This window comes from Mycolicibacterium novocastrense (assembly GCF_001570485.1).
Classification (GTDB): domain Bacteria; phylum Actinomycetota; class Actinomycetes; order Mycobacteriales; family Mycobacteriaceae; genus Mycobacterium; species Mycobacterium novocastrense.
On record NZ_BCTA01000026.1, the window covers coordinates 37,567 to 56,570 of the forward strand.

At 69.1% G+C, this 19,004-nt stretch carries 18 protein-coding genes and 1 tRNA gene; 7 read left to right on the forward strand and 12 right to left on the reverse strand.

Annotated elements, in window-relative coordinates; genetic code table 11:
- A complete protein-coding gene (locus tag RMCN_RS08555; protein WP_067388390.1) occupies window positions 1-687 on the forward strand; it encodes an aminodeoxychorismate/anthranilate synthase component II in 687 nt (228 codons plus the stop codon).
- Here RMCN_RS08555 and pknB read toward each other — a convergent pair.
- The 7 genes from pknB to RMCN_RS08590 form a co-directional block, all read right to left on the reverse strand.
- Entirely contained in the window at window positions 665-2,542 is a 1,878-nt protein-coding gene (pknB, locus tag RMCN_RS08560; protein ID WP_064415286.1) for a Stk1 family PASTA domain-containing Ser/Thr kinase, read from the reverse strand. The genes RMCN_RS08555 and pknB overlap by 23 nt on opposite strands.
- Entirely contained in the window at window positions 2,539-3,882 is a 1,344-nt protein-coding gene (locus RMCN_RS08565; protein ID WP_064415285.1) for a protein kinase domain-containing protein, read from the reverse strand. The genes pknB and RMCN_RS08565 overlap by 4 nt, the downstream gene beginning before the upstream one ends.
- A gap of 46 nt (window positions 3,883-3,928) precedes the next feature.
- Window positions 3,929-5,404: a D,D-transpeptidase PbpA gene (gene pbpA, locus RMCN_RS08570; protein WP_064415284.1), complete on the reverse strand. Its 1,476-nt coding sequence runs from the start codon at window positions 5,402-5,404 to the stop codon at window positions 3,929-3,931.
- Window positions 5,401-6,813, reverse strand: a complete 1,413-nt coding sequence (locus tag RMCN_RS08575) for a peptidoglycan glycosyltransferase RodA (protein ID WP_067388392.1) — start codon at window positions 6,811-6,813, stop codon at window positions 5,401-5,403. Before RMCN_RS08575 ends, pbpA begins: the two co-directional genes overlap by 4 nt.
- On the reverse strand, window positions 6,810-8,393 hold the full coding sequence (locus tag RMCN_RS08580; RefSeq protein WP_067388394.1) for a PP2C family protein-serine/threonine phosphatase: 1,584 nt from the start codon (window positions 8,391-8,393) through the stop codon (window positions 6,810-6,812). The genes RMCN_RS08575 and RMCN_RS08580 overlap by 4 nt, the downstream gene beginning before the upstream one ends.
- Window positions 8,390-8,857, reverse strand: coding sequence for an FHA domain-containing protein FhaB/FipA (locus tag RMCN_RS08585; RefSeq protein ID WP_064394676.1), 468 nt, complete (start codon window positions 8,855-8,857; stop codon window positions 8,390-8,392). Before RMCN_RS08585 ends, RMCN_RS08580 begins: the two co-directional genes overlap by 4 nt.
- A 127-nt stretch (window positions 8,858-8,984) precedes the next feature.
- Complete coding sequence (locus RMCN_RS08590; protein ID WP_067388396.1) at window positions 8,985-10,457, reverse strand: FhaA domain-containing protein; 1,473 nt, start codon at window positions 10,455-10,457, stop codon at window positions 8,985-8,987.
- Window positions 10,458-10,706: 249 nt separating this feature from the next.
- Between RMCN_RS08590 and RMCN_RS08595 the strand changes: the two genes are divergently transcribed.
- The 5 genes from RMCN_RS08595 (at window position 10,707) to RMCN_RS08615 (ending at window position 14,213) form a co-directional block, all read left to right on the forward strand.
- A tRNA-Leu gene (locus tag RMCN_RS08595) sits at window positions 10,707-10,789 on the forward strand.
- Window positions 10,790-10,903: 114 nt separating this feature from the next.
- Entirely contained in the window at window positions 10,904-12,082 is a 1,179-nt protein-coding gene (locus RMCN_RS08600) for a DUF7373 family lipoprotein (protein WP_067388398.1), read from the forward strand.
- Between the two features lie 59 nt (window positions 12,083-12,141).
- Entirely contained in the window at window positions 12,142-12,642 is a 501-nt protein-coding gene (locus tag RMCN_RS08605) for a pyridoxamine 5'-phosphate oxidase family protein (RefSeq protein ID WP_064412979.1), read from the forward strand.
- A 4-nt stretch (window positions 12,643-12,646) separates the two neighbouring features.
- Window positions 12,647-13,126, forward strand: a complete 480-nt coding sequence (locus RMCN_RS08610; RefSeq protein WP_064412980.1) for a nitroreductase family deazaflavin-dependent oxidoreductase — start codon at window positions 12,647-12,649, stop codon at window positions 13,124-13,126.
- 127 nt (window positions 13,127-13,253) lie between these two features.
- On the forward strand, window positions 13,254-14,213 hold the full coding sequence (locus tag RMCN_RS08615) for a coiled-coil domain-containing protein (RefSeq protein ID WP_067388400.1): 960 nt from the start codon (window positions 13,254-13,256) through the stop codon (window positions 14,211-14,213).
- 60 nt (window positions 14,214-14,273) lie between these two features.
- Here the strand turns inward: RMCN_RS08615 and RMCN_RS08620 are convergent, their stop codons facing one another.
- The 4 genes from RMCN_RS08620 to RMCN_RS08635 are packed head-to-tail and all read right to left on the reverse strand — an operon-like array spanning window position 14,274 to window position 16,843.
- On the reverse strand, window positions 14,274-15,077 hold the full coding sequence (locus RMCN_RS08620) for an acyl-CoA thioesterase domain-containing protein (RefSeq protein WP_067388402.1): 804 nt from the start codon (window positions 15,075-15,077) through the stop codon (window positions 14,274-14,276).
- 27 nt (window positions 15,078-15,104) lie between these two features.
- Complete coding sequence (locus tag RMCN_RS08625) at window positions 15,105-15,437, reverse strand: GNAT family N-acetyltransferase (RefSeq protein ID WP_064412983.1); 333 nt, start codon at window positions 15,435-15,437, stop codon at window positions 15,105-15,107.
- 7 nt (window positions 15,438-15,444) lie between these two features.
- On the reverse strand, window positions 15,445-16,410 hold the full coding sequence (locus RMCN_RS08630; RefSeq protein WP_067388770.1) for a pirin family protein: 966 nt from the start codon (window positions 16,408-16,410) through the stop codon (window positions 15,445-15,447).
- A 16-nt stretch (window positions 16,411-16,426) separates the two neighbouring features.
- Window positions 16,427-16,843, reverse strand: coding sequence for an EVE domain-containing protein (locus tag RMCN_RS08635; protein WP_064412985.1), 417 nt, complete (start codon window positions 16,841-16,843; stop codon window positions 16,427-16,429).
- Window positions 16,844-16,939: 96 nt separating this feature from the next.
- Here RMCN_RS08635 and RMCN_RS08640 point away from each other — a divergent pair, with 96 nt between their 5' ends.
- Window positions 16,940-18,508, forward strand: coding sequence for an acyl-CoA carboxylase subunit beta (locus tag RMCN_RS08640; RefSeq protein ID WP_067388404.1), 1,569 nt, complete (start codon window positions 16,940-16,942; stop codon window positions 18,506-18,508).
- A gap of 186 nt (window positions 18,509-18,694) precedes the next feature.
- Here the strand turns inward: RMCN_RS08640 and RMCN_RS08645 are convergent, their stop codons facing one another.
- Entirely contained in the window at window positions 18,695-18,985 is a 291-nt protein-coding gene (locus RMCN_RS08645; protein WP_064348537.1) for a WhiB family transcriptional regulator, read from the reverse strand.
- Between the last annotated feature and the right edge of the window lie 19 nt (window positions 18,986-19,004).

Genomic DNA, 19,004 nt, shown 5'->3' on the forward strand with positions numbered 1-19,004 from the left:
ATGCAGGTCTTGGTCGTCGACAACTACGACAGCTTCGTGTTCAACCTCGTGCAGTACCTCGGTCAGCTCGGGGTTCAGGCGCAGGTATGGCGCAACGACGACGACCGGCTGGCCACCGACGCCGATATCGCCAAGGCCGCCGCTGATTTCGACGGTGTGCTGCTGTCCCCCGGCCCGGGTACGCCCGAGCGGGCCGGCGCCTCGATCCCGCTCGTCAAGGCGTGCGCGGCGGCGCGAACCCCGCTTCTGGGCGTGTGCCTCGGGCACCAGGCGATCGGGGTCGCGTTCGGCGGCACCGTGGACCGCGCACCCGAACTGCTGCACGGTAAGACCAGCGTCGTCCATCACACCGATTCCGGTGTGATGCAAGGACTTCCGAATCCCTTCACCGCCACCAGGTACCACTCGCTGACCATCCTGCCCGAAACGGTGCCCGACGAACTCGAGGTGACCGCACGCACCGAGGGGGGCGTCATCATGGCGGTGCGCCACGTCGGGCTGCCGATCCACGGCGTGCAATTCCACCCCGAGTCGATCCTGACCGAGGGTGGTCACCGGATGCTGGCGAACTGGCTCGGCTACTGCGGCGCCGCGCCCGCCGAGTCGCTGGTGCGGCAATTGGAGGACGAGGTCGCCGGCGCCATCGCCGCCGGCCGACAAGCCGCTACGACGCGAAGTTCAGCGTGACCGTGTCCCCGAAGTTGACCCCGCTGCCGGGCGCCGGGTTCTGAGTCACCACCGCATTGGTGCGCTGACCGCTGTTCTGCACGTCGGCGCCCTTGTCCAGGAAACCCGTCCAGCCCAGCGCGCGCAGCCGCGGCTCCGCGTCCACCCAGAACATGCCCCGCAGGTCGGGCATCACGAACTGGTTGCACGCCGACAGCTGCAGCTGGATGGGGGAGTCGACCGCGGAGTCCTGTCCGGCCGCAGGCAGCGTGCCGATGACCTGTCCGCAGGGTTCGGGGCTGTCGACCTGGACCGACACCACATTGGTGAACCCGGCGGCGGTCAGGATCTCGCGCGCCGGCGCCTCCGGCTGGTTCTCGACGTTCGGCACGGGACGGCTCTGGGGACCGGAGCCGACGATGACGGTGATCTCGTTGGTGATCGCGGACGTCTGATTGGCCGGGGGATTGGTGCCGAGCACCTTGTCCTTCAGCTCGGGTGTCGACGGTGAGGATGACGATTTGAACCTCTCGAAGCCGGCCTCTTTCAACCGTTCCGTCGCCTGGGTGTAGGTCAGGTTCCTGACGTCGGGGATCTCGCGCTGCTCAGGGCCGGTGGAGACGTTGAGGGTGATCTCCTCGCCCGCTCCGACCGACGTGTCGGCGCTGGGGTCGGTGCTGATGACGTGGTCGGGGGGGACCGTCGAGTCGGGCCGCTGCTGGGTCCGGGTCTTGAATCCGCGGTTCTGCAGCTCGGCGATCGCGTCCGCCGACGGCTGACCGCTGACGTCGGGCACTTCGACGTTGCGGGTGGTTCCGCCGAACATGTTGATCGCGACGGTGACCACGACAGTTAGAACGGCCAGCACCGCGACCGCTGCCAGCCACCGGGCGACCGAGCCGCGGCGGTCGCGGTCGGAGTCGTCGGGGGCCGGCACCGGTGGCATCGGGTCGATCGGCTCGGTGCGCTCATGGCCCGTCGGCGCCGACAGCAGCGAGCTGCGTTCGGCGTCGGTGAACACCTTGGGCGCCTCCGGCTGCTCCCCGCTGTGCACCCGGACCAGATCGGCGCGCATCTCGGCGGCGGTCTGATACCGGTTGTCGGGGTTTTTGGCCAACGACTTGAGCACCACCGCGTCCAGTTCGGGGCCGATCGCGGGATTGCGCTGCGACGGCGGTACCGGATCCTCACGGACGTGCTGGTAGGCCACCGCCACCGGTGAGTCACCGATGAAAGGTGGCTCGCCGGTGAGGATTTCGTAGAGCACGCAGCCCAGCGAGTAGACGTCGGAACGGGCGTCGACCTTCTCGCCGCGGGCCTGTTCGGGCGAGAGGTACTGCGCGGTGCCGATCACCGCCGCGGTCTGGGTGACGCTGTTGGCGTCGGCCAGTGCCCGGGCGATGCCGAAGTCCATCACCTTCACCGCACCGGTCTTGCTGATCATGATGTTGGCCGGTTTGACGTCGCGGTGGATGATGCCGTGCTGGTGGCTGAAGTTCAGCGCCTGGCAGGCGTCGGCGATCACCTCGATGGCCCGCCGCGGCTCCATGGGGCCGTCGTTGTGGACGATGTCGCGCAGCGTCACGCCGTCGACGTACTCCATGACGATGTAGGGCAGCGGGCCTTGCGGGGTCTCGGCCTCGCCGGTGTCGTAGACCGCGACGATCGCCGGGTGGTTGAGGGCCGCGGCGTTCTGGGCCTCGCGGCGGAACCTCAGATAGAAACTCGGGTCGCGGGCGAGGTCGGCGCGCAGCACCTTGATCGCGACGTCGCGGTGCAGCCGTACGTCGCGCGCGAGGTGGACCTCGGACATACCCCCGAAGCCGAGGATCTCGCCGAGCTCATAGCGGTCGGACAGGTGTTGCGGGGTCGTCATTGCAATGTCTGTTCTGGAGCCGAACGCCACTGGTAGGGCTCCTGTGCCGGGGCTGACGGCAATACCGGCGGCATTGCCGGTGACGCCATCGCCTGCGGTGTGGTTACCCCTGATTGTCCCTCACGACCGCCACCGCTTTCTTCGACGGCCCCGTCGGGAAGCGCCGCGGGTGACTCGAACGGGGTGGTCTCGGTGATCGTGTTGGTGATCGTGGGCGGTGGGGTCTGGCGGTCCTGGCGGTCCTGGGCGTTGAGCACGATCAGAATCGCGATGATGATCGCCAGCGCTCCCAGCACGCCGGCGGCCCACAACAGCGCGCGCTGGCCCGAGGAGAACGTCCGCCGCGGCGGGGGAGGCCGATGGCTGCCGGTCGCCGAGCGGGGGCGGGCGGCGGTGGCCGGGGCGCGGCCGGTCATGTCGGCGGCGGCGCGGGCCTGGGTGGCCGACGGCACAGCGGTGGGCGCGGCCCGACCGATCGAGGGCGCGGCGTTCGGCCGCGGCGGGCGCCGACCGGAGCGCACCGCGGCCACCGCGTCGGCGAACGCCCCGCCGGAGCGGTATCGCATGCCGGGGTTCTTGACCAACGTGATCTCGATCAGCTCGCGCACGTTGGGTGGAAGGTCGGCGGGCAGCGGCGGCGGTGTCTCCTTGATGTGCTTCATCGCCACCGTCAGAGCACCGTCACCGGTGAACGGCCGCTTGCCCGAAACCGATTCGTAGCCAACGACTCCCAGCGCGTAGACATCGCTGGCGGCGGTGGCGTCGTGCCCGAGGGCCTGCTCGGGGGCGATGTACTGGGCGGTGCCCATCACCATGCCGGTCTGCGTCACCGGCGCGGCGTCGACGGCCTTGGCGATGCCGAAGTCGGTGAGCTTGACCTGGCCCGTCGGCGTGATGAGGATGTTGCCCGGCTTCACGTCGCGGTGCACCAGCCCCGCACTGTGGGCGACCTGCAGGGCGCGGCCCGTCTGCTCGAGCATGTCGAGGGCATGGCGCAGCGACAGCCTGCCGGTGCGTTTCAGCACCGAGTTCAGCGGTTCACCGTTGACGAGCTCCATCACCAGGTAGGCGGTGCGCCCCTCGCCGTCCATATCGGTCTCGCCGTAGTCGTACACGCTGGCGATGCCGGGGTGGTTGAGCATGGCGACGGTGCGCGCCTCGGCGCGGAACCGCTCGACGAACTCGGGGTCGGTGGAGTACTCCGCCTTGAGCACCTTGACCGCGACCCGACGGCCCAGCCGGGAGTCCACGGCCTCCCAGACCTGTCCCATGCCGCCGGTGGCGATCAGCCGCTGCAACCGGTAGCGCCCCGACAGCGTCACCCCTACGCGAGCCGTCATACGGCCCCCTGGTCACATGCTGTGCCGACTGCGTGCTGGGGGGCTGTCATGAGCCCTCCCGCAGGGCCGCGGCGATGGTGGCCCGCCCGATCGGAGCGGCCAACGCGCCGCCGGTTGCCGACAGCCGGTTACCGCCGTTCTCGACCAGGACCGCGACCGCCACCTTGGGGGCCTGGGCCGGGGCGAAGGCGATGTACCAGGCATGCGGAGGGGTGTTGCGTGGATCGGTACCGTGCTCCGCTGTGCCGGTCTTGGATGCGATCTGCACGCCGGCGATGGCTCCCTTCTGCTGAGTCACCTGCTCGGCGGCGACCATCAAGTCCGTTAGTGTATCGGCGACCTGCTCCGACACCGCCCGGCGCTCTTCCTGCGGGGCCGTCGTGGCGATGTTCGAGAGGTCCGGTCCCTTCAGGTTATCGACCAGGTACGGCTTCATCGCCACCCCTTTGTTGGCGATGGCCGCGGCGATCTGGGCGTTCTGCAAGGGGGTCAGCGCGACGTCCTTCTGCCCGATGCTCGACATGCCCAGCGCGGCGGCGTCGGGGATGGGACCGACGCGGGACTCGACCACCTGCAGTGGGATCGCCGGGGCCGATGCGTCGAGCCCGAACCCGCGCGCGGCCGAACGCAGCGCGTCGGCGCCGGTGTCGATCCCCAACTCGACGAACGCGGTGTTGCAGGACCGGGCGAACGCCTCCTGCAGCGACGTGGTGGGGCCGCCGCCGCAGGCCGAGCCGCCAAAGTTCTCCAGCGTTGCGGTGCTGTCCGGCAACGGGATTCGCGGTGCCGCGGTGAGCTGCGTGTTCACCGTCGCACCCCGCTGCAGTGCCGCCGCGGTGGTGATCACCTTGAACGTCGACCCCGGCGGGTAGGTCTCGGAGATCGCCCGGTTCAGCAGCGGCGACTCGGGGTCGTCGCGCAGCCGCTGCCAAGCCTCGGTCTGGGCGGCCATGTCGTGGGTGGCCAACAGGTTGGGGTCGTAGGACGGCGACGACACCATTGCCAGGATCTTGCCGGTCGACGGCTCGATGGCCACCACCGAACCCTTGCACGGACCGTCGCAGCCCTCTTCCATCGCGTCCCAGGCCGCCTGCTGGACCTGCGGCCTGATTGTGGTGTCGACGTTGCCGCCGCGCGGGTCGCGGCCGGTGAAGAAGTCGGCGAGCCTGCGGCCGAACAACCGCTCGTCGGAGCCGTTGAGGATGGAGTCCTCCGCGCGTTCCAAGCCGCTGCTCGAATACTGCAGCGAGTAGAAGCCGGTGACCGGGGCGTAGGCCAGCGGATTGGGATACACCCGCAGGAAGCGGAATCGGCCGTTGGTGGACACCGAGTACGCCAGCAGTTGGCCGCCCGCGGAGATCTGCCCGCGCTGGCGGGAGTACTCGTCGAGCAGCACCCGCTGGTTGCGGGGATCCGAGCGCAGCCCGTCGGCCGTCAACACCTGCGTCAGCGTGGCATTGCCCAACAACAGCACGATCAGGGCCATGACCGTGACGGCGATGCGGCGCAGCGAGGTGTTCATACTTTCTCGATCACCTCGGTGCTGGCCGCCGCGATCGGCGTGGGTGTCTGGGGGCCGGCGATGATCGGACGCCGCGCAGCGTGCGAGATTCGCACCAGGATCGCCAGCAGGGCGTAGTTCGCCAGCAGCGAGGAGCCGCCGTAGGACATCCACGGTGTGGTCAGCCCGGTCAGCGGAATGAGCTTGGTGACCCCGCCGACGACGATGAACAGCTGCAGCGCCAGCGTCGAGGCCAGGCCCGCGGCGAGGAGCTTTCCGAAGCTGTCCCGCACGGCGATCGCGGTACGCAGGCCGCGGATGATCACGATCGTGTAGAGCATCAGCACCGCGGCCAGCCCCACCAGACCGAGTTCCTCACCGACGGCCGCGATGATGAAGTCCGTCGACGCGGCGGGCACCGTACCGGGCTGACCGTTGCCCAGGCCGGTGCCGAAGATCCCTCCGGTGGCGAAGCTGAACAACGACTGCACCATCTGATAACCCGCGCCGTCGGGATCGGCGAACGGGTCGAGCCACGTCTGCACGCGCACCTGCACGTGGTCGAACATGTGATACGCCGCAACGCTTCCCGCGGCGAACAAGGCCAGCCCGATGACCACCCAGCTGAGTCGGTCGGTCGCCGCGTACACCAGCACCAGAAACGACGCGTACAGCAGCAGCGAGGTGCCGAGGTCCTTCTCGAAGATCATCACGCCGACCGACGCGATCCATGCGGCCAGCAGCGGCGCGAGGTCACGGGGGCGGGGGAGATCCATGCCCAGGACGTGTTTGCCGGCACTGGTGAAGACGCTGCGCTTGGACACCAGGACCGCGGCGAAGAAGATCAGCAGCAGAATCTTGGAGAACTCGGCGGGCTGAATCGAGAAGCCCGGCAAGCGAATCCAGATCTTGGCGCCGTTCTGTTCGGACAACGCGCGCGGTAGCACGGCGGGGATGGCGAGCAGCACCAGGCCGGTGAGCCCGCAGACGTAGCCGTAGCGGGCCAGCAGCCGGTGGTCGCGAAGAAAGATCACGATGAGCGAGAACCCGACGACGCCGAGCAGGGTCCACAGCATCTGCTGGTTCGCCGTACCGCCCAGGCCGTCCTGGGACAGTTCGCCGGCGGCGAGGTCGAGGCGGTGAATCATCACCAGCCCCAAGCCGTTCAGCAGCGCGACGACCGGTAGCAGCAGAGGGTCGGCGTACGGGGCGAAACGTCGTATCGCCAGGTGCGCACCGCTGAAGAGCGCCATGTACGCCACGGTGTAGCGCGCGAGGTCCCAGTGCAGACCCTGCTCCTGGTTCGCCTCGACGAGCAGGAGCGCAAGGGTGGTGATGACGGTGGCGAAACCCAGCAGGAGCAGTTCGGCGTTGCGCCGGTTGGGAAGTGGTGGCGCGACGGAGACGGCGGACTGCGGTTGGGTCGTCATGACACTTCCCGGCAGTTGACTCCCGGCTCGGGTGGCGGGGGCGGCAGCGCGGTGACGGTCGGGGGCGGCGGCGGTTTGGGCGTCGGCGACTCCGGGGACTCCGGCGGCGGCGGTGTGCCCGGTTCGGCCCGAGGGGATTCCGGTGGTGGCGGCGCCGGCTTCGGTGTCGGCGGCGGTGGGGTCACCGTTCGCGGAGTCTCCGGTGCCGGCGTGCCCTGCTCGCCGCGAGGCGGCGGATTGTTCGGCAGGCCAGGCGCATTCGACGGCCCCGGACTGTGCGGCGCAGTCGTGCGCGGGGCCGGTGGCGGTGGCGGTGCGCAGATCGGCAGCAGCGAATCGCGCGCGAGCTGGTTGATCTGGGTGATCGCCTGATCCTCCGACCCCGTCGGCAATCCGGCGATGACCTGTCGCTGTTCGGAGGGTTTGAGGTCGCTCACCCGAAGTGGTTGACAATCGCGCGGTTCCTGGCCCGGACTGATCAGGGTGAGCCCGTTGCGTTCGGTCAGGCAGCCCCGTCGGTACGGCTCCTGCAGCGGGTAGCCGAGGATGGATCCGGGCACACCTCGCATGATCGAGACGACGCCGTCGTGGGCGGTGACGTAGAAGTTGCTGCGGATGATCTCGCGGCCGACGGCCAGTCCGGCCAGGACGACCAGAACGACGAGGGCGGCGGCGATGAACATTCGCCGCCGCGACTTGGGCGGTCGCGGCGGTTCCTCCGGTTCCGGTAGCGCGCGCTTGGCTTCGTTGCGTCGCGGGTTGAAGGCCGACGCGCGACCGGCGGCGGTGTTGGGCGGCGGCTGGTCGTCATCACCGGATACCGCACCGGCGATGATCGGTTGGGTCTGGCCGTAGTCGTAGGCATTGTTGTCGATGACGTCGGCCACCACGACGGTGACGTTGTCGGGACCGCCGCCGCGAAGCGCCAATTCGATGAGCCGGTCGGCACTTTCGGCGACATCGGGGATCTGCAACGCCTCGAGGATGGTCTCCTGGCTGACCGGGTCGGACAGGCCGTCAGAGCACAGCAGGTAACGGTCACCTGCCCGCGCCTCGCGCATGATGAGGGTCGGTTCGACCTCGTGGCCGGTCAGTGCGCGCATGATCAACGACCGCTGCGGATGGCTGTGAGCCTCCTCGGCGGTGATGCGGCCCTCGTCGACGAGCGTCTGGACGAACGTGTCGTCCTTGGTGATCTGGGTCAGCTCCCCGTCGCGCAGCATGTAGCCGCGCGAGTCGCCGATGTGCACCAAGCCAAGTCGATTGCCCGCGAACAGAATTGCGGTCAACGTGGTGCCCATGCCCTCGAGCTCGGGGTCGGCCTCCACGTGGGCGGCGATCGCGGAGTTGCCCTCGCGCACCGCGGCGTCCAGCTTGCTCAGCAGGTCGCCGCCGGGTTCATCGTCGTCGAGGTGGGCCAGCGCGGCGATCACCAGTTGAGAGGCCACCTCGCCCGCGGCGTGCCCGCCCATACCGTCGGCCAGCGCGAGCAGGCGGGCGCCGGCGTACACCGAGTCCTCGTTGTTCGCCCTGACCAGGCCGCGGTCGCTGCGCGCGGCATATCGAAGCACCAGGGTCACGGGCGCAGCTCGATTACCGTCTTGCCGATCCGAACCGGCGTGCCTATCGGAACGCGTACCGCCGTCGTCACCTTCGCCCTGTCGAGGTATGTGCCGTTGGTCGATCCTAGGTCCTCGACGTACCATTCCGAACCTCGAGGCGACAGCCTCGCGTGGCGCGTCGAGGCGTAGTCGTCGGTGAGGACCAACGTCGAGTCGTCGGCCCGCCCGATCAGCACCGGCTGACTGCCGAGCGTGATGCGGGTGCCGGCCAGCGCACCCTCGATGACCACCAGATGCCGGGCCACGTTACGGCGGGCCCGGTTGGGCAGCAGCGAAGCGCGCAGCGGCAGCCCGCGGCGGACCATGACAGCACCGGTCGGGGCGTAGAGATCGGTCCGCAGGATTCTCAGCACCGACCAGATGAACAGCCATAGCAGCAACAGGAATCCGACGCGCGTCAGTTGCAGTACCAACCCCTGCATCTGACGTCCTCTCCGTCTCCATCCCGTTGCACCGCCTCGGCAACGCAGCCAGCCTCGGCACCGTCACGATACTTGGACGGTTACCGACATGAGGGGGAAGCGACAGCTTCTCCGCCCCGCCAGGCGCTCAGTGCACGCGGACGATGATCTCGGAGTGGCCCAGCCGGATCACGTCGCCGTCCGCGAGCTGCCACTCCTGGACGGGCGCGTTGTTGACGGTGGTGCCGTTGGTGGAGTTCAGGTCGGACAACAGCGCGACCTGGCCGTCCCACCGGATCTCCAGATGCCGCCGGGACACCCCGGTGTCGGGCAGCCGGAACTGCGCGTCCTGACCCCGACCGATCACGTTGGTGCCCTCACGCAGCTGATAGGTGCGGCCGCTGCCGTCGTCGAGCTGCAGCGTGACGGTCGCGCCACTCGTGCCGTAGTCGGCCTGGCCGTAGCCACCGCCGTAACCGGCCGGCTGACCGTAGTCGTAGCCGCCGCCTGCGGGCTCGGAGTAGCCCGGTTCGGCGTAGCCGGCGGGCGCGTCACCGTAGCGGCCGTAGTCCGGCGGGGCGCCGTAGCCCTGGTCCTGGCGACCGTACGGTTGGCCGCCGTAGCCGCCCTGGTCGGGGTAGCCACCCTGATCCGGGTAGCCGCCCTGATCCGGATAGGCGGGCCGGGGTTCGGGACGGCCCTCGGGACGGCCGTAGCCACCCTCCTCGTGGCGGCCGGGGGCCGGGGGACGACCGTAGTCGTAGTCGGGTGCGCCGTAGCCGGGCTGCCCGCCGGGTGGGGGACCGTAGCCGCCCGGGGCCTGGCGGTAACCCTGGTCGGGATAGCCGCCCTGCGGCGGGCCGTAACCGGCCGGGGGGCGCTGCTCGTATGACGGCGGCGGATAGCCCTGGTCGGGGTAGCCGCCCTGGTCCGGGTAACCACCTTGGTCGGGATAACCGCCCTGGTCGGGGTAACCGCCCTGGTCGGGGTAACCACCCTGGCGCGGGCCGTAGGGGTCGCCCTGCGGCGGGTAGCCGCCCTGCTCGGGCGGGGGGTACGGGCCGCGGTCATCGGGGCGGCCGTAGCGATCATCTTGCGGGCGGTCCTGCGGACGGTCGTAGTACTCGTCGCCGGGCCTTCCCGGCCCCTGGCCGCCGCGGTAGGTCGGGTTGTCGCTCATCGGTGGTACTCCTGATTCTGCGCTGGACGCACGTACATGGGGTGGTGGTGCGGATTGGCCAGTGGTCGTGTCGGGATTGACCGCTCCACGCGCGCGAAACTGTCCGGTGTGCAGGGTGGGTGATTGTTCGAACCTGACGACCACATCACCATATGTTTGCCACCCCTGCTCACGGATGTATCCCTCCAAGTGCTTGGCAAAAGTCGCTGACGTGAGGTCTGGATCGGCGCTCACCTTCTGATAGTCAGGCACACTGAGGGTAATGACGTAGTCGTTCGGTGCCAAAACCTGACCGCCGAGCACTTCGCGCGCTCCGGTGTCGGCCTCCCGCCGAAGCACCGCCTCGACCTCCTGCGGGACGATCGAACCGCCGAACACCCGGGCGAAGGCATCACCGACCGTCGACTCGAGCTTGCGCTCGAAGCGGTCGACTAGACCCATGTCACCGCCCGCCTCACTCGGTCGTCATCCGTCGGCCCTGCTCACCGCGACGGGAGCCAGCGTGTCGGCTGGCCACATTGTTCACGTGCATGGTATCGGCCGAGCGCCCGACAGCGGGACCAACAGAACTCTGAGAATCGGATCGCCGCAGCTCAGGACCCCGGATCACGATCGGCCGAACGCCGCCAGGAGGCAGCCGGTACGGTTGGGGAGCCGGGTGTTGTGCGTGATAGGCTCCCCCGGTTGTTGGGGCGAGTGGCGGAATGGCAGACGCGCTGGCTTCAGGTGCCAGTGTCCTTCGGGACGTGGGGGTTCAAGTCCCCCTTCGCCCACAAAATGAAGACGAGCCACCGGATTTCGGTGGCTCGTCTCATTTCTATGACGTCCGCCGCGGCGTCGGCACGCCTGAATCTCCGGCCGACCCGGCGCGGGTACTTTCCACAGACATGCGGAACGCGATCCTTGCGCTCATCTCTGTCGTCGCGCTGCTTGCCACGGCGTGCACATCGACCATCGAGGGATCCGCGGTCAGGGCCGTCGGTGGGCCCGCGCTGGATTTCGACCGGTTGGACCCGGGCCGGTTTCCCACGGCGCCGCGGGATCCGCTGGGCGTCGCGGGTGACCCGATGCTCGGCGTCGTGCTCGAGGGCCAGCGACTGGCCAACCACGTCATCGGCCCGTGGGAGGTCGACGAGGCGCTGACGGAGTGGTTCGGCCTGGGCGCGATGGTGCTGCCCCGCGCCGAGGCGCTGGCCATGATCGGCCCGATGAACATCGCCGCGGCCGCGGCCCGGCACGACTTCGTCACCGGCTTCGCCACGACGCGCACCGAGAAGAACAAGCAGATACTGCTCAACGCGGTGCTGCGCTTCGCCGACGATCGCGCTGCCCAAGCCGCGGCCGACGACATGGGCGACGCGGTATCGCAGCCGCAGGGCACCGACGGGCCGTCACCGAAGCTGGAAATCCCCGGCCATCCCGAGGCGCGCGCCAGCAGTCACACCGGCACCGATCGCAACATCGGGAAATTCGGTGCGGTGCGGTCGTTCACCGCCCACGGACCCTACGTACTGATGCAGTTGGCCCAGGCGACCGCCGGCATCGACGCCGCCGCCCGGCTGGTGACCGAGAGCCTCGACCTGCAGGCGCCGCAGATCGACAAGTTCCGCGCCACCGACCCCAGCGAGCTGGCCGACATCTCGATCGATCCGACCGGCCTGTTGGCCCGCACGCTCCCACTCGACGGCCGCGATCCGACGTTCACCAAGGGCGGGACTTACGAACGGCGGGGCGCGCTGCACTTCCAGTCCGACCCGGTGCGCTCGGCCAAGCTGTTCTCGGACACCGGCGTCGACCTGGTCGCGATGGCGGGGACGACCGTCTACGAAACCAAGGACGGCGCAGGCGCCGAAGGTGTGGTCGAGGAGTTCGCCGAGGAGGTGTCGGCGACGGCCAAACCGGCCAACCCGGTTCCGGACATGCCCGGCAGCCGCTGCCTGCGGACGAACGAGGGCGCCTTCTACTGCCTGGCCACCGCCGACCAATACACCATCGAGACCAGTGCCCCGACTCTGCTTGCGGCCCAACAGATGACGGCCGCGCAGTACATCATGCTGATGAGCTAGCCACGCTCAACCCCATCCCGGTGGCGGTCGTCGCCCCCGCGACCTGACAAGATCGGGCCGTGGGCAAGAACGAACGCGCGAAGATCGTCATGTCCGACGACGAGGTCGCCGAATTCATCGAACGCAGTCGCACCGCCACGATGGCCACGGTGCTGCCCGACGGGCGGCCCCACCTGGTCGCGATGTGGTACGCCGTGCTCGACGGCGAGATCTGGTTCGAGACGAAGGCCAAGTCGCAGAAGGCGGTCAACCTGCGGCGCAACCCGACGGTCACGGTGATGATCGAGGACGGCCACACCTACGACACGCTGCGCGGCGTGTCCATCGACGGCAGGGCCGAGATCGTCGACGATCCGGAAACCGTTCTGCGCGTAGGTATCAGCGTCTGGGAGCGCTACACCGGACCGTACTCCGAGGACATGCGCCCGTTCGTCGACCAGATGATGAACAACCGCATCTGTGTACGGGTGGTGCCGCTGCGCACCCGCAGCTGGGACCATCGCAAGCTCGGTATGCCCGCGATGCCGCTGGGTGGCAGCACGGCGCAGTACCTAGGTTGATCCCATGGACCCGAACAACAAGCCCAAGCAGCTGAACTCGCCCGTCGTCACGAAGATCATGAAGTACGCCGGCAAAGCCCACGTGTGGGTGTACCGCCGCTCGGGCGGGAAGATCGGCGCGACATGGCGGGTGGGCGCGGGTTTCAAGAAGCCCGTACCGACGCTGCTGCTCGAGCACATCGGGCGCAAATCCGGCAGACGGCTGGTGTCGCCGCTGGTGTACATCCACGACGGTGACGACGTGATCGTCGTGGCGTCCCAGGGCGGCCGCGACACCGATCCGCAGTGGTACCGCAACCTGGTGGCCAACCCCGAGGCCTACATCGAGATCGGTTCGGACCGCCGGGCCGTGCGCGCCGTGACCGCGACGCCCGAGCAAAAGGCGCGGTTGTGGCCGAAGCTGGTCGAGGCCTACGCCGACTTCGACACCTACCAGTCGTGGGCCGACCGCGAGATTCCGGTGGTCATCCTGCAGCCGCGCTGACGACACGCCGACTGCGATCCATCTCACACCCCGAAGGCGTTCGGCTTCCCCCGCACACCGGGTAGCCAACTGGACAGGTGCACCCCAGCGCCGACCCAAACCGTCAACGCTTAAGGGGCGAAAATCTATGACTACCACCAAAACCACACTGATCGCGCAGTTGCGCACGATCCTTGACCTGACGCATACCGAGATCCAGGTCGCCGAGACCCGGATCGCACAGGCCCGTACCGAGGCGGTGCGTCGCGAACTGACGCAGAACGCCGAGAACGGCCGGATTCGCGCCGAGGCGATCGAGAAGGCGATCCGCGATCTGGGTGGCTTCCCCGACACGATCGGCCCGTTCCTGGGCCGCGCCGCCGCCGCGGTGAAGGCGCTCACCGAACAGGCACAGCCGTTCGATGAGGCGCTGCTGGGCGACCTGGCGCTCGAGGATCAGCTGCTCGACCGCGCCCGTTACGTCAAGGCGCTCGCGGTCGCTGCCAAGGAACCGGCTGTCCAGGACCTCGCCGATCGCCTGATCACCGCGCATTCGGCGACGGTGAACTGGCTGACCACGGTGCTGGCCGAGGATGCACTCGGCGGCCCGGCCGCGCTGCAGCGCACGCCGCTGCAGGCCGCTGCGGGTACCGCGGTGAAGCTGGTCAACCTGCCCGGACAGTGGTCGGCGCAGTCGGTCGAGCGGCTCGCGGAGCTGCTGCGGTCGGCCGGCCCGGCCGTCGATGACCTGCGCGAGCGCGCCCAGCGCGCCAGCGAGATCACCCTCAAGGCGCTCGGGGCGTCGCGCGACGGTGCCCTGCGCAGCGCGGAGAGGGTTGTCCGCCGCGAAGGTGCCGACGACGCGGCCGATGCGCTGCACAAGGCGCGTGCCCAGAGCGGTGTGGTCGACGCCGACGAGCTGCCGATCGCCGGGTACGACGACCTCAACCTCAGCGACGCGGTGGCCGCGGTGAAGGATCTCGACGATCCGTCCGACATCCGCACGATCATCGCCTACGAGGAGATGCACAAGAACCGCCAGCGGCTGGTGTCGGCGGCGCAGACACGCCTGGCCGACATCGCTCAGGAGGTCGTTGGCATCAGCTGACCTTTTGGATGGCACCGGAAGCACCCCGCGGGAAACCGCGGGGTGTTTCTCGTTGGCGGACTACATGCGGGGCGGGGTGAAGCCGGGGTTCGCCAGCGCGTTGGCCACGCCGCTGCCGATCGGCCCGAACTCGTCGACGATGGTCGCGGTGCCGGTGGCCACACCCGCGTCGCTGAATTGCGTCAGCGCGGCCAGCCCGAGATAGGGCCCCTTCGGCAGGCGCGACAACGTCAGGGTGTAGTCGGCGTTGATCCACTGCAGGCCGCTGGGCCCGAAATGTGTCAACGAGCTGACCATGTCGCCTGCCATTGCGGCGCGGGTGAACGGCGTCAGGTCCACGCCGGCCACCAGCGGCCGAAAGTCGCGGACCCACAAGTGTTTCGGACCCGAATGCTGCCAGTTGGCCAGGCCCTCGCCGGGCCCGGGTTCGCGCTCGTCCCGCCCATAGGTCCACACCAGCGTCGACAGTTCGCGGGGGATGGGATCCGGTGTGGGTGGCGGCGCAGGCATGCTGACCGGCGACGTCCAGACGTCGTCGGCGGGCTGCTCTCCGCGGCGAAGGAACAGCGCGGTTGCCCGGGCGACGGCCGTGTCGCCCTGCGTCATCAGTGCATCGACCAGCTTGAGGCGGCGGCCCTGCCGGACGACGGCGGTCTCCACCCGGACCGCTGCCAGTGCGGCCGGGCGGAACAGGTCGACGGTCAGGCGGGCCGGCTGGAAATCCGGGTCGCCGGCATCGCGTTCGAGCACGTGCCCGAGCAGACCGCCGGCGTAGTTGCCGCTGATCGTCTGTCCCCACGGGCCCCGCGCCATCGGCGTGGGCACGAACGCATCACCATCCGGGGTGAAGAACGCCGTCGCCATCGCGAAGACGATAGCGGGGTAGTCGAACTAACGATTCGCCAGCCACTGCTCGACGTCGTCGGAAACCGGATCGACGACGTCGGAGAACTCGTCGTGCTTCTCGACGTAGGACGCCACCATCTTGCAGACGGGCACGATGCGCAGCCCGTCGTCGCGGGTCTTCTGCAACGCCTCCCCGATCAGGATCGTCGCCAGGCCGCGGCCCTCGAAGTCGCTGTCGACCTCGGTGTGGGTGAACACCCGCTGACAGTCTCGGTCGGCGAACTCGGCGATTCCGACGCTCTTGCCGTCGACGGAGATGGTGTAGCGGTCGGCTTCGGCGGTGACCTCGGTGGGCGCGCCGGTTTTGTCGGTCGTCATGGTGTCTCTATACCCCCGGGTTCCGCCGCGGACGCAATGTCGCGTTGGGCAGCGGGGGAGCGGGTAGCCGCGTCACGGCGCCGCGGTAGCCCTGCACGGCGCCGAACCGCTCGTCGCCGTCCTCCCACTGTCTGCGGTACGTCGCGATGTCGTCGTGGCTGCGGCCGACGAAGTTCCACCACATGACCAGTTCTTCGGGAAACGGCGGCCCGCCGAGCAGCACCAGCCGCGCGGGCCCGCTGCCGCGGTTTGCCAGATGCAACCTCTCGGCCCCGGCCGCCTGGAACGCCAGATCGGCGACCTCGAGCGCGGTGCCGTTGACGGCGACGTCGCCGTGATCGAGCAGGACGCCGTGCTCGAAAGTCGAATCGACCTCCAGCGTCACGTCCGCCCCGGGTTCGAGGTCGACCTGTGCGCCGAGCAGCGGTGTGAACGTCTCGACGGGGGAGCGCTGGGCCTCGAGCTCGCCGATGAACACCCTCAGCGTCGCGTCCCCGACTGCGTGCGGCGCAGGGACGAAGTGTTCGAAGCCGCGCGCGGTGTCGCGCGCCTCGTCGGGCAGAGCCACCCACAGCTGCACACCGTGCAGGATCGTGGTGGCGCTCGTCGACACCTCCGAGTGGCAGATACCCGCTCCGGCCGTCATCAGGTTGAGCTCGCCGGGCCGCACCAGCGCGTGAGCGCCGCCGCTGTCGCGGTGTTCGACCTCGCCGCTGAACAACCAGCTGACGGTCTGCAGCCCGGTGTGCGGATGGGGCGGCACATCCATTCCCGTCCCGCCGCGCACGTCGTGCGGACCGTAGTGGTCGGCGAAGCACCACGCACCGATCAGCGATCGCTCCCGCTGTGGCAGCGTCCGCCGCACCCGGATCCCCCGCGGCCCACCCAGCGGCACCTCCCGCGGATGCAGCACACCCGCGAACGGGACTGCCGCACAGGTGACTTCGGCAGGCGCCGGGTCGGTGTTGCTCATCACCTCACAGTAGGCCTCAACACGATCCCGTCATCGCCGAACGGATCACCTCCAGGTCGGCGTCGCCGATCTTGAACAACCCGAAGCGGAACTTGTACCCCCACCGCGACTTGTCCTCGATGAAGTCCAAGTGCTCGATGAGCGGACGGATCGGGGTTTGGGTGCACTCGAGGAAGTCGACGTTGCGCCGCCACCGTTCGGCCTCCGGTGCCGCGTCGAGGTAGGGCTCGTCGTCGGCGATCTGTCCGATCGCGGTGAACGCCTGCAGCGGCTCGCCGTCGGGGTAGATGGTGCGTGGGGAGTAGAAGACGACCCAATCGCCGCGCGCCATCCTGCGCAGCATCGTCGGTTTGCCGTGATTCGCCTGTGTGAAGCGGCCGCGGACGCCGAGTTCGACGTGGTCACGGCTCACTGTGTTGATCCAGTTCGTCATACCGGCACGCTAAGCGCGGCGGGCGACAGTTCTCGGTGCTGCGGGAAGCGCCTGTGGATAACTCGGGTCGACGGCTCGTGATTAGCATCGGACGCCGTGGGTGACGAGTCGGTGCGCGACGACCATGCCGAGCTCTTGCGGCGCCGCGAACTCACCGCGGACGCGTCGCGGCCGGATGCCGTCGCCAGGCGACACGAGGCGAACGCCAGGACCGCTCGGGAGAACATCGCCGACCTCGTCGACGAGGGCTCGTTCGTGGAGTACGGACGGTTCGCGATCGCGGCGCAGCGTCGCCGGCGCGATCTCGAGGACCTGATCGCGCGCACCCCCGCCGACGGTCTGGTCGCCGGGACGGCGCGGATCAACGGCGATCTGTTCGGTCCCGAGCGCAGCGCGTGCGCGGTGCTGTCCTACGACTACACGGTGTTGGCCGGCACGCAGGGCGCGCTGGGGCACCGCAAGAAGGACCGGTTGTTCGAGCTGATCGAGCGGATGCGGCTGCCGACGGTGTTCTTCGCCGAGGGCGGCGGCGGGCGGCCCGGCGACACCGACTATCCGGCGGTGTCCTCGCTCGATGCGCGTGCGTTCAAGCTGTGGGCGGCGCTGTCGGGCGTGGTGCCGCGCATCGCCGTCGTCCATGGCCGCTGCTTCGCGGGCAACGCCGTCATCGCCGGATGTTCGGACCTCATCGTGGCGACGGAGAACACGTCGATCGGTATGGGCGGGCCCGCGATGATCGCGGGCGGCGGGCTCGGTGAGGTGCCGCCCGACGAGGTGGGACCGATCAGCGTGCAGTCCCCCAACGGTGTGGTCGACGTCGTCGTTGCCGATGAGGCCGAAGCGGTCGCGGTGACAAAGCGGCTGCTCGGCTACTTTCAAGGCCCGACCGAACCGGGTCCGGTCGCGGACCAAACACGTTTGCGCACAGTCGTTCCCGAGCGTGCCCGCCGCGCTTACCAGGTTGCCCCGATCATCGAGACGCTGGCCGATGAGGGCACGGTGACGTTCCTGCGCACGAAGTTCGCACCCGAGATGGTGACGGCACTGGGCCGCATCGGCGGCCGCGCAGTCGGGATCATCGCGAACAACACGATGGTGATGGCGGGCGCGATCAGGGCCGCCGCCGCCGACAAGGCGGCCCGCTTCCTGCAGTTGTGCGATGCGTTCGGGCTACCCGTGCTCTCCCTGGTCGACTGCCCGGGCTACATGGTCGGTCCGGCGGCCGAGTCCGAGGCGCTGGTGCGCCGCGCGTCGCGGATGCTGGTGGCGGGCGCGGCGCTCGAGGTGCCGCTGATCGCGGTGATCCTGCGGCGGGGTTACGGACTGGGCGCGCAGGCCATGACCGGCGGCAGCCTGCACGAACCGGCGCTGACGGTGGCGTGGCCGGGGGCGCACCTGGGACCGATGGGACTGGAGGGCGCGGTCCGGCTGGGAATGCGCAAGGAACTGGAAGCGATCGCCGACGAGGACGAGCGTGAGGAACGGGTCCGGCAGGCGACGGCGGCCGCGCAGGATAACGCCAAGGCGCTCAACGCCGCTGCGCTGTTCGAGATCGACGACGTGATCGACCCGGCCGAAACCCGCGACGTCGTGATCAATGCGCTGACCGCGGCCACGGCGCACGCGCCCCGCGGTCAGGGCCGACGGTTCGTCGACACCTGGTAGGGCAGAAGAAGGGGACGGTGCCGCCTGCGCCTCTCGGCGAGTGGTCGCTCGAAGCGACGATTGCGATTGGGGCCCGGGGCATGCCCGGCACCGTCGCATCCATCAACCGCGCGCTCACCAGAGATATTCCGGTTGACGGTCGAACCCGCCGCCGACCCCCCGATCCGGCGGCGGGCCGATCCGCCCTCAGGCCGATTCCGCGTAGAACCGGCGAGCCCGCACGGGGTGGCCGTGCTGTTCTGCCAACGACCGCAGCTGCCGCAGAGCAAACGTGCGGCCACGTCCCGCCTCGGGTACGAAGATCCCGGCCCACAGGCCCTCGGCGCGCGGTAGCTCGCAGGCCTCACGGGCGCAGAGCCAGCGGCGGGGGCATGCGCGGCAAATGGCCTTCGCCTGCTCGTCGGCCGATGTGGTCCACCGCTCCGGATCCCGGGTGCAGGCACCGACGGGCGTCTCGTCCCATTCAGTCGTGTTCATTCGTGATGCTCCTCTGCGC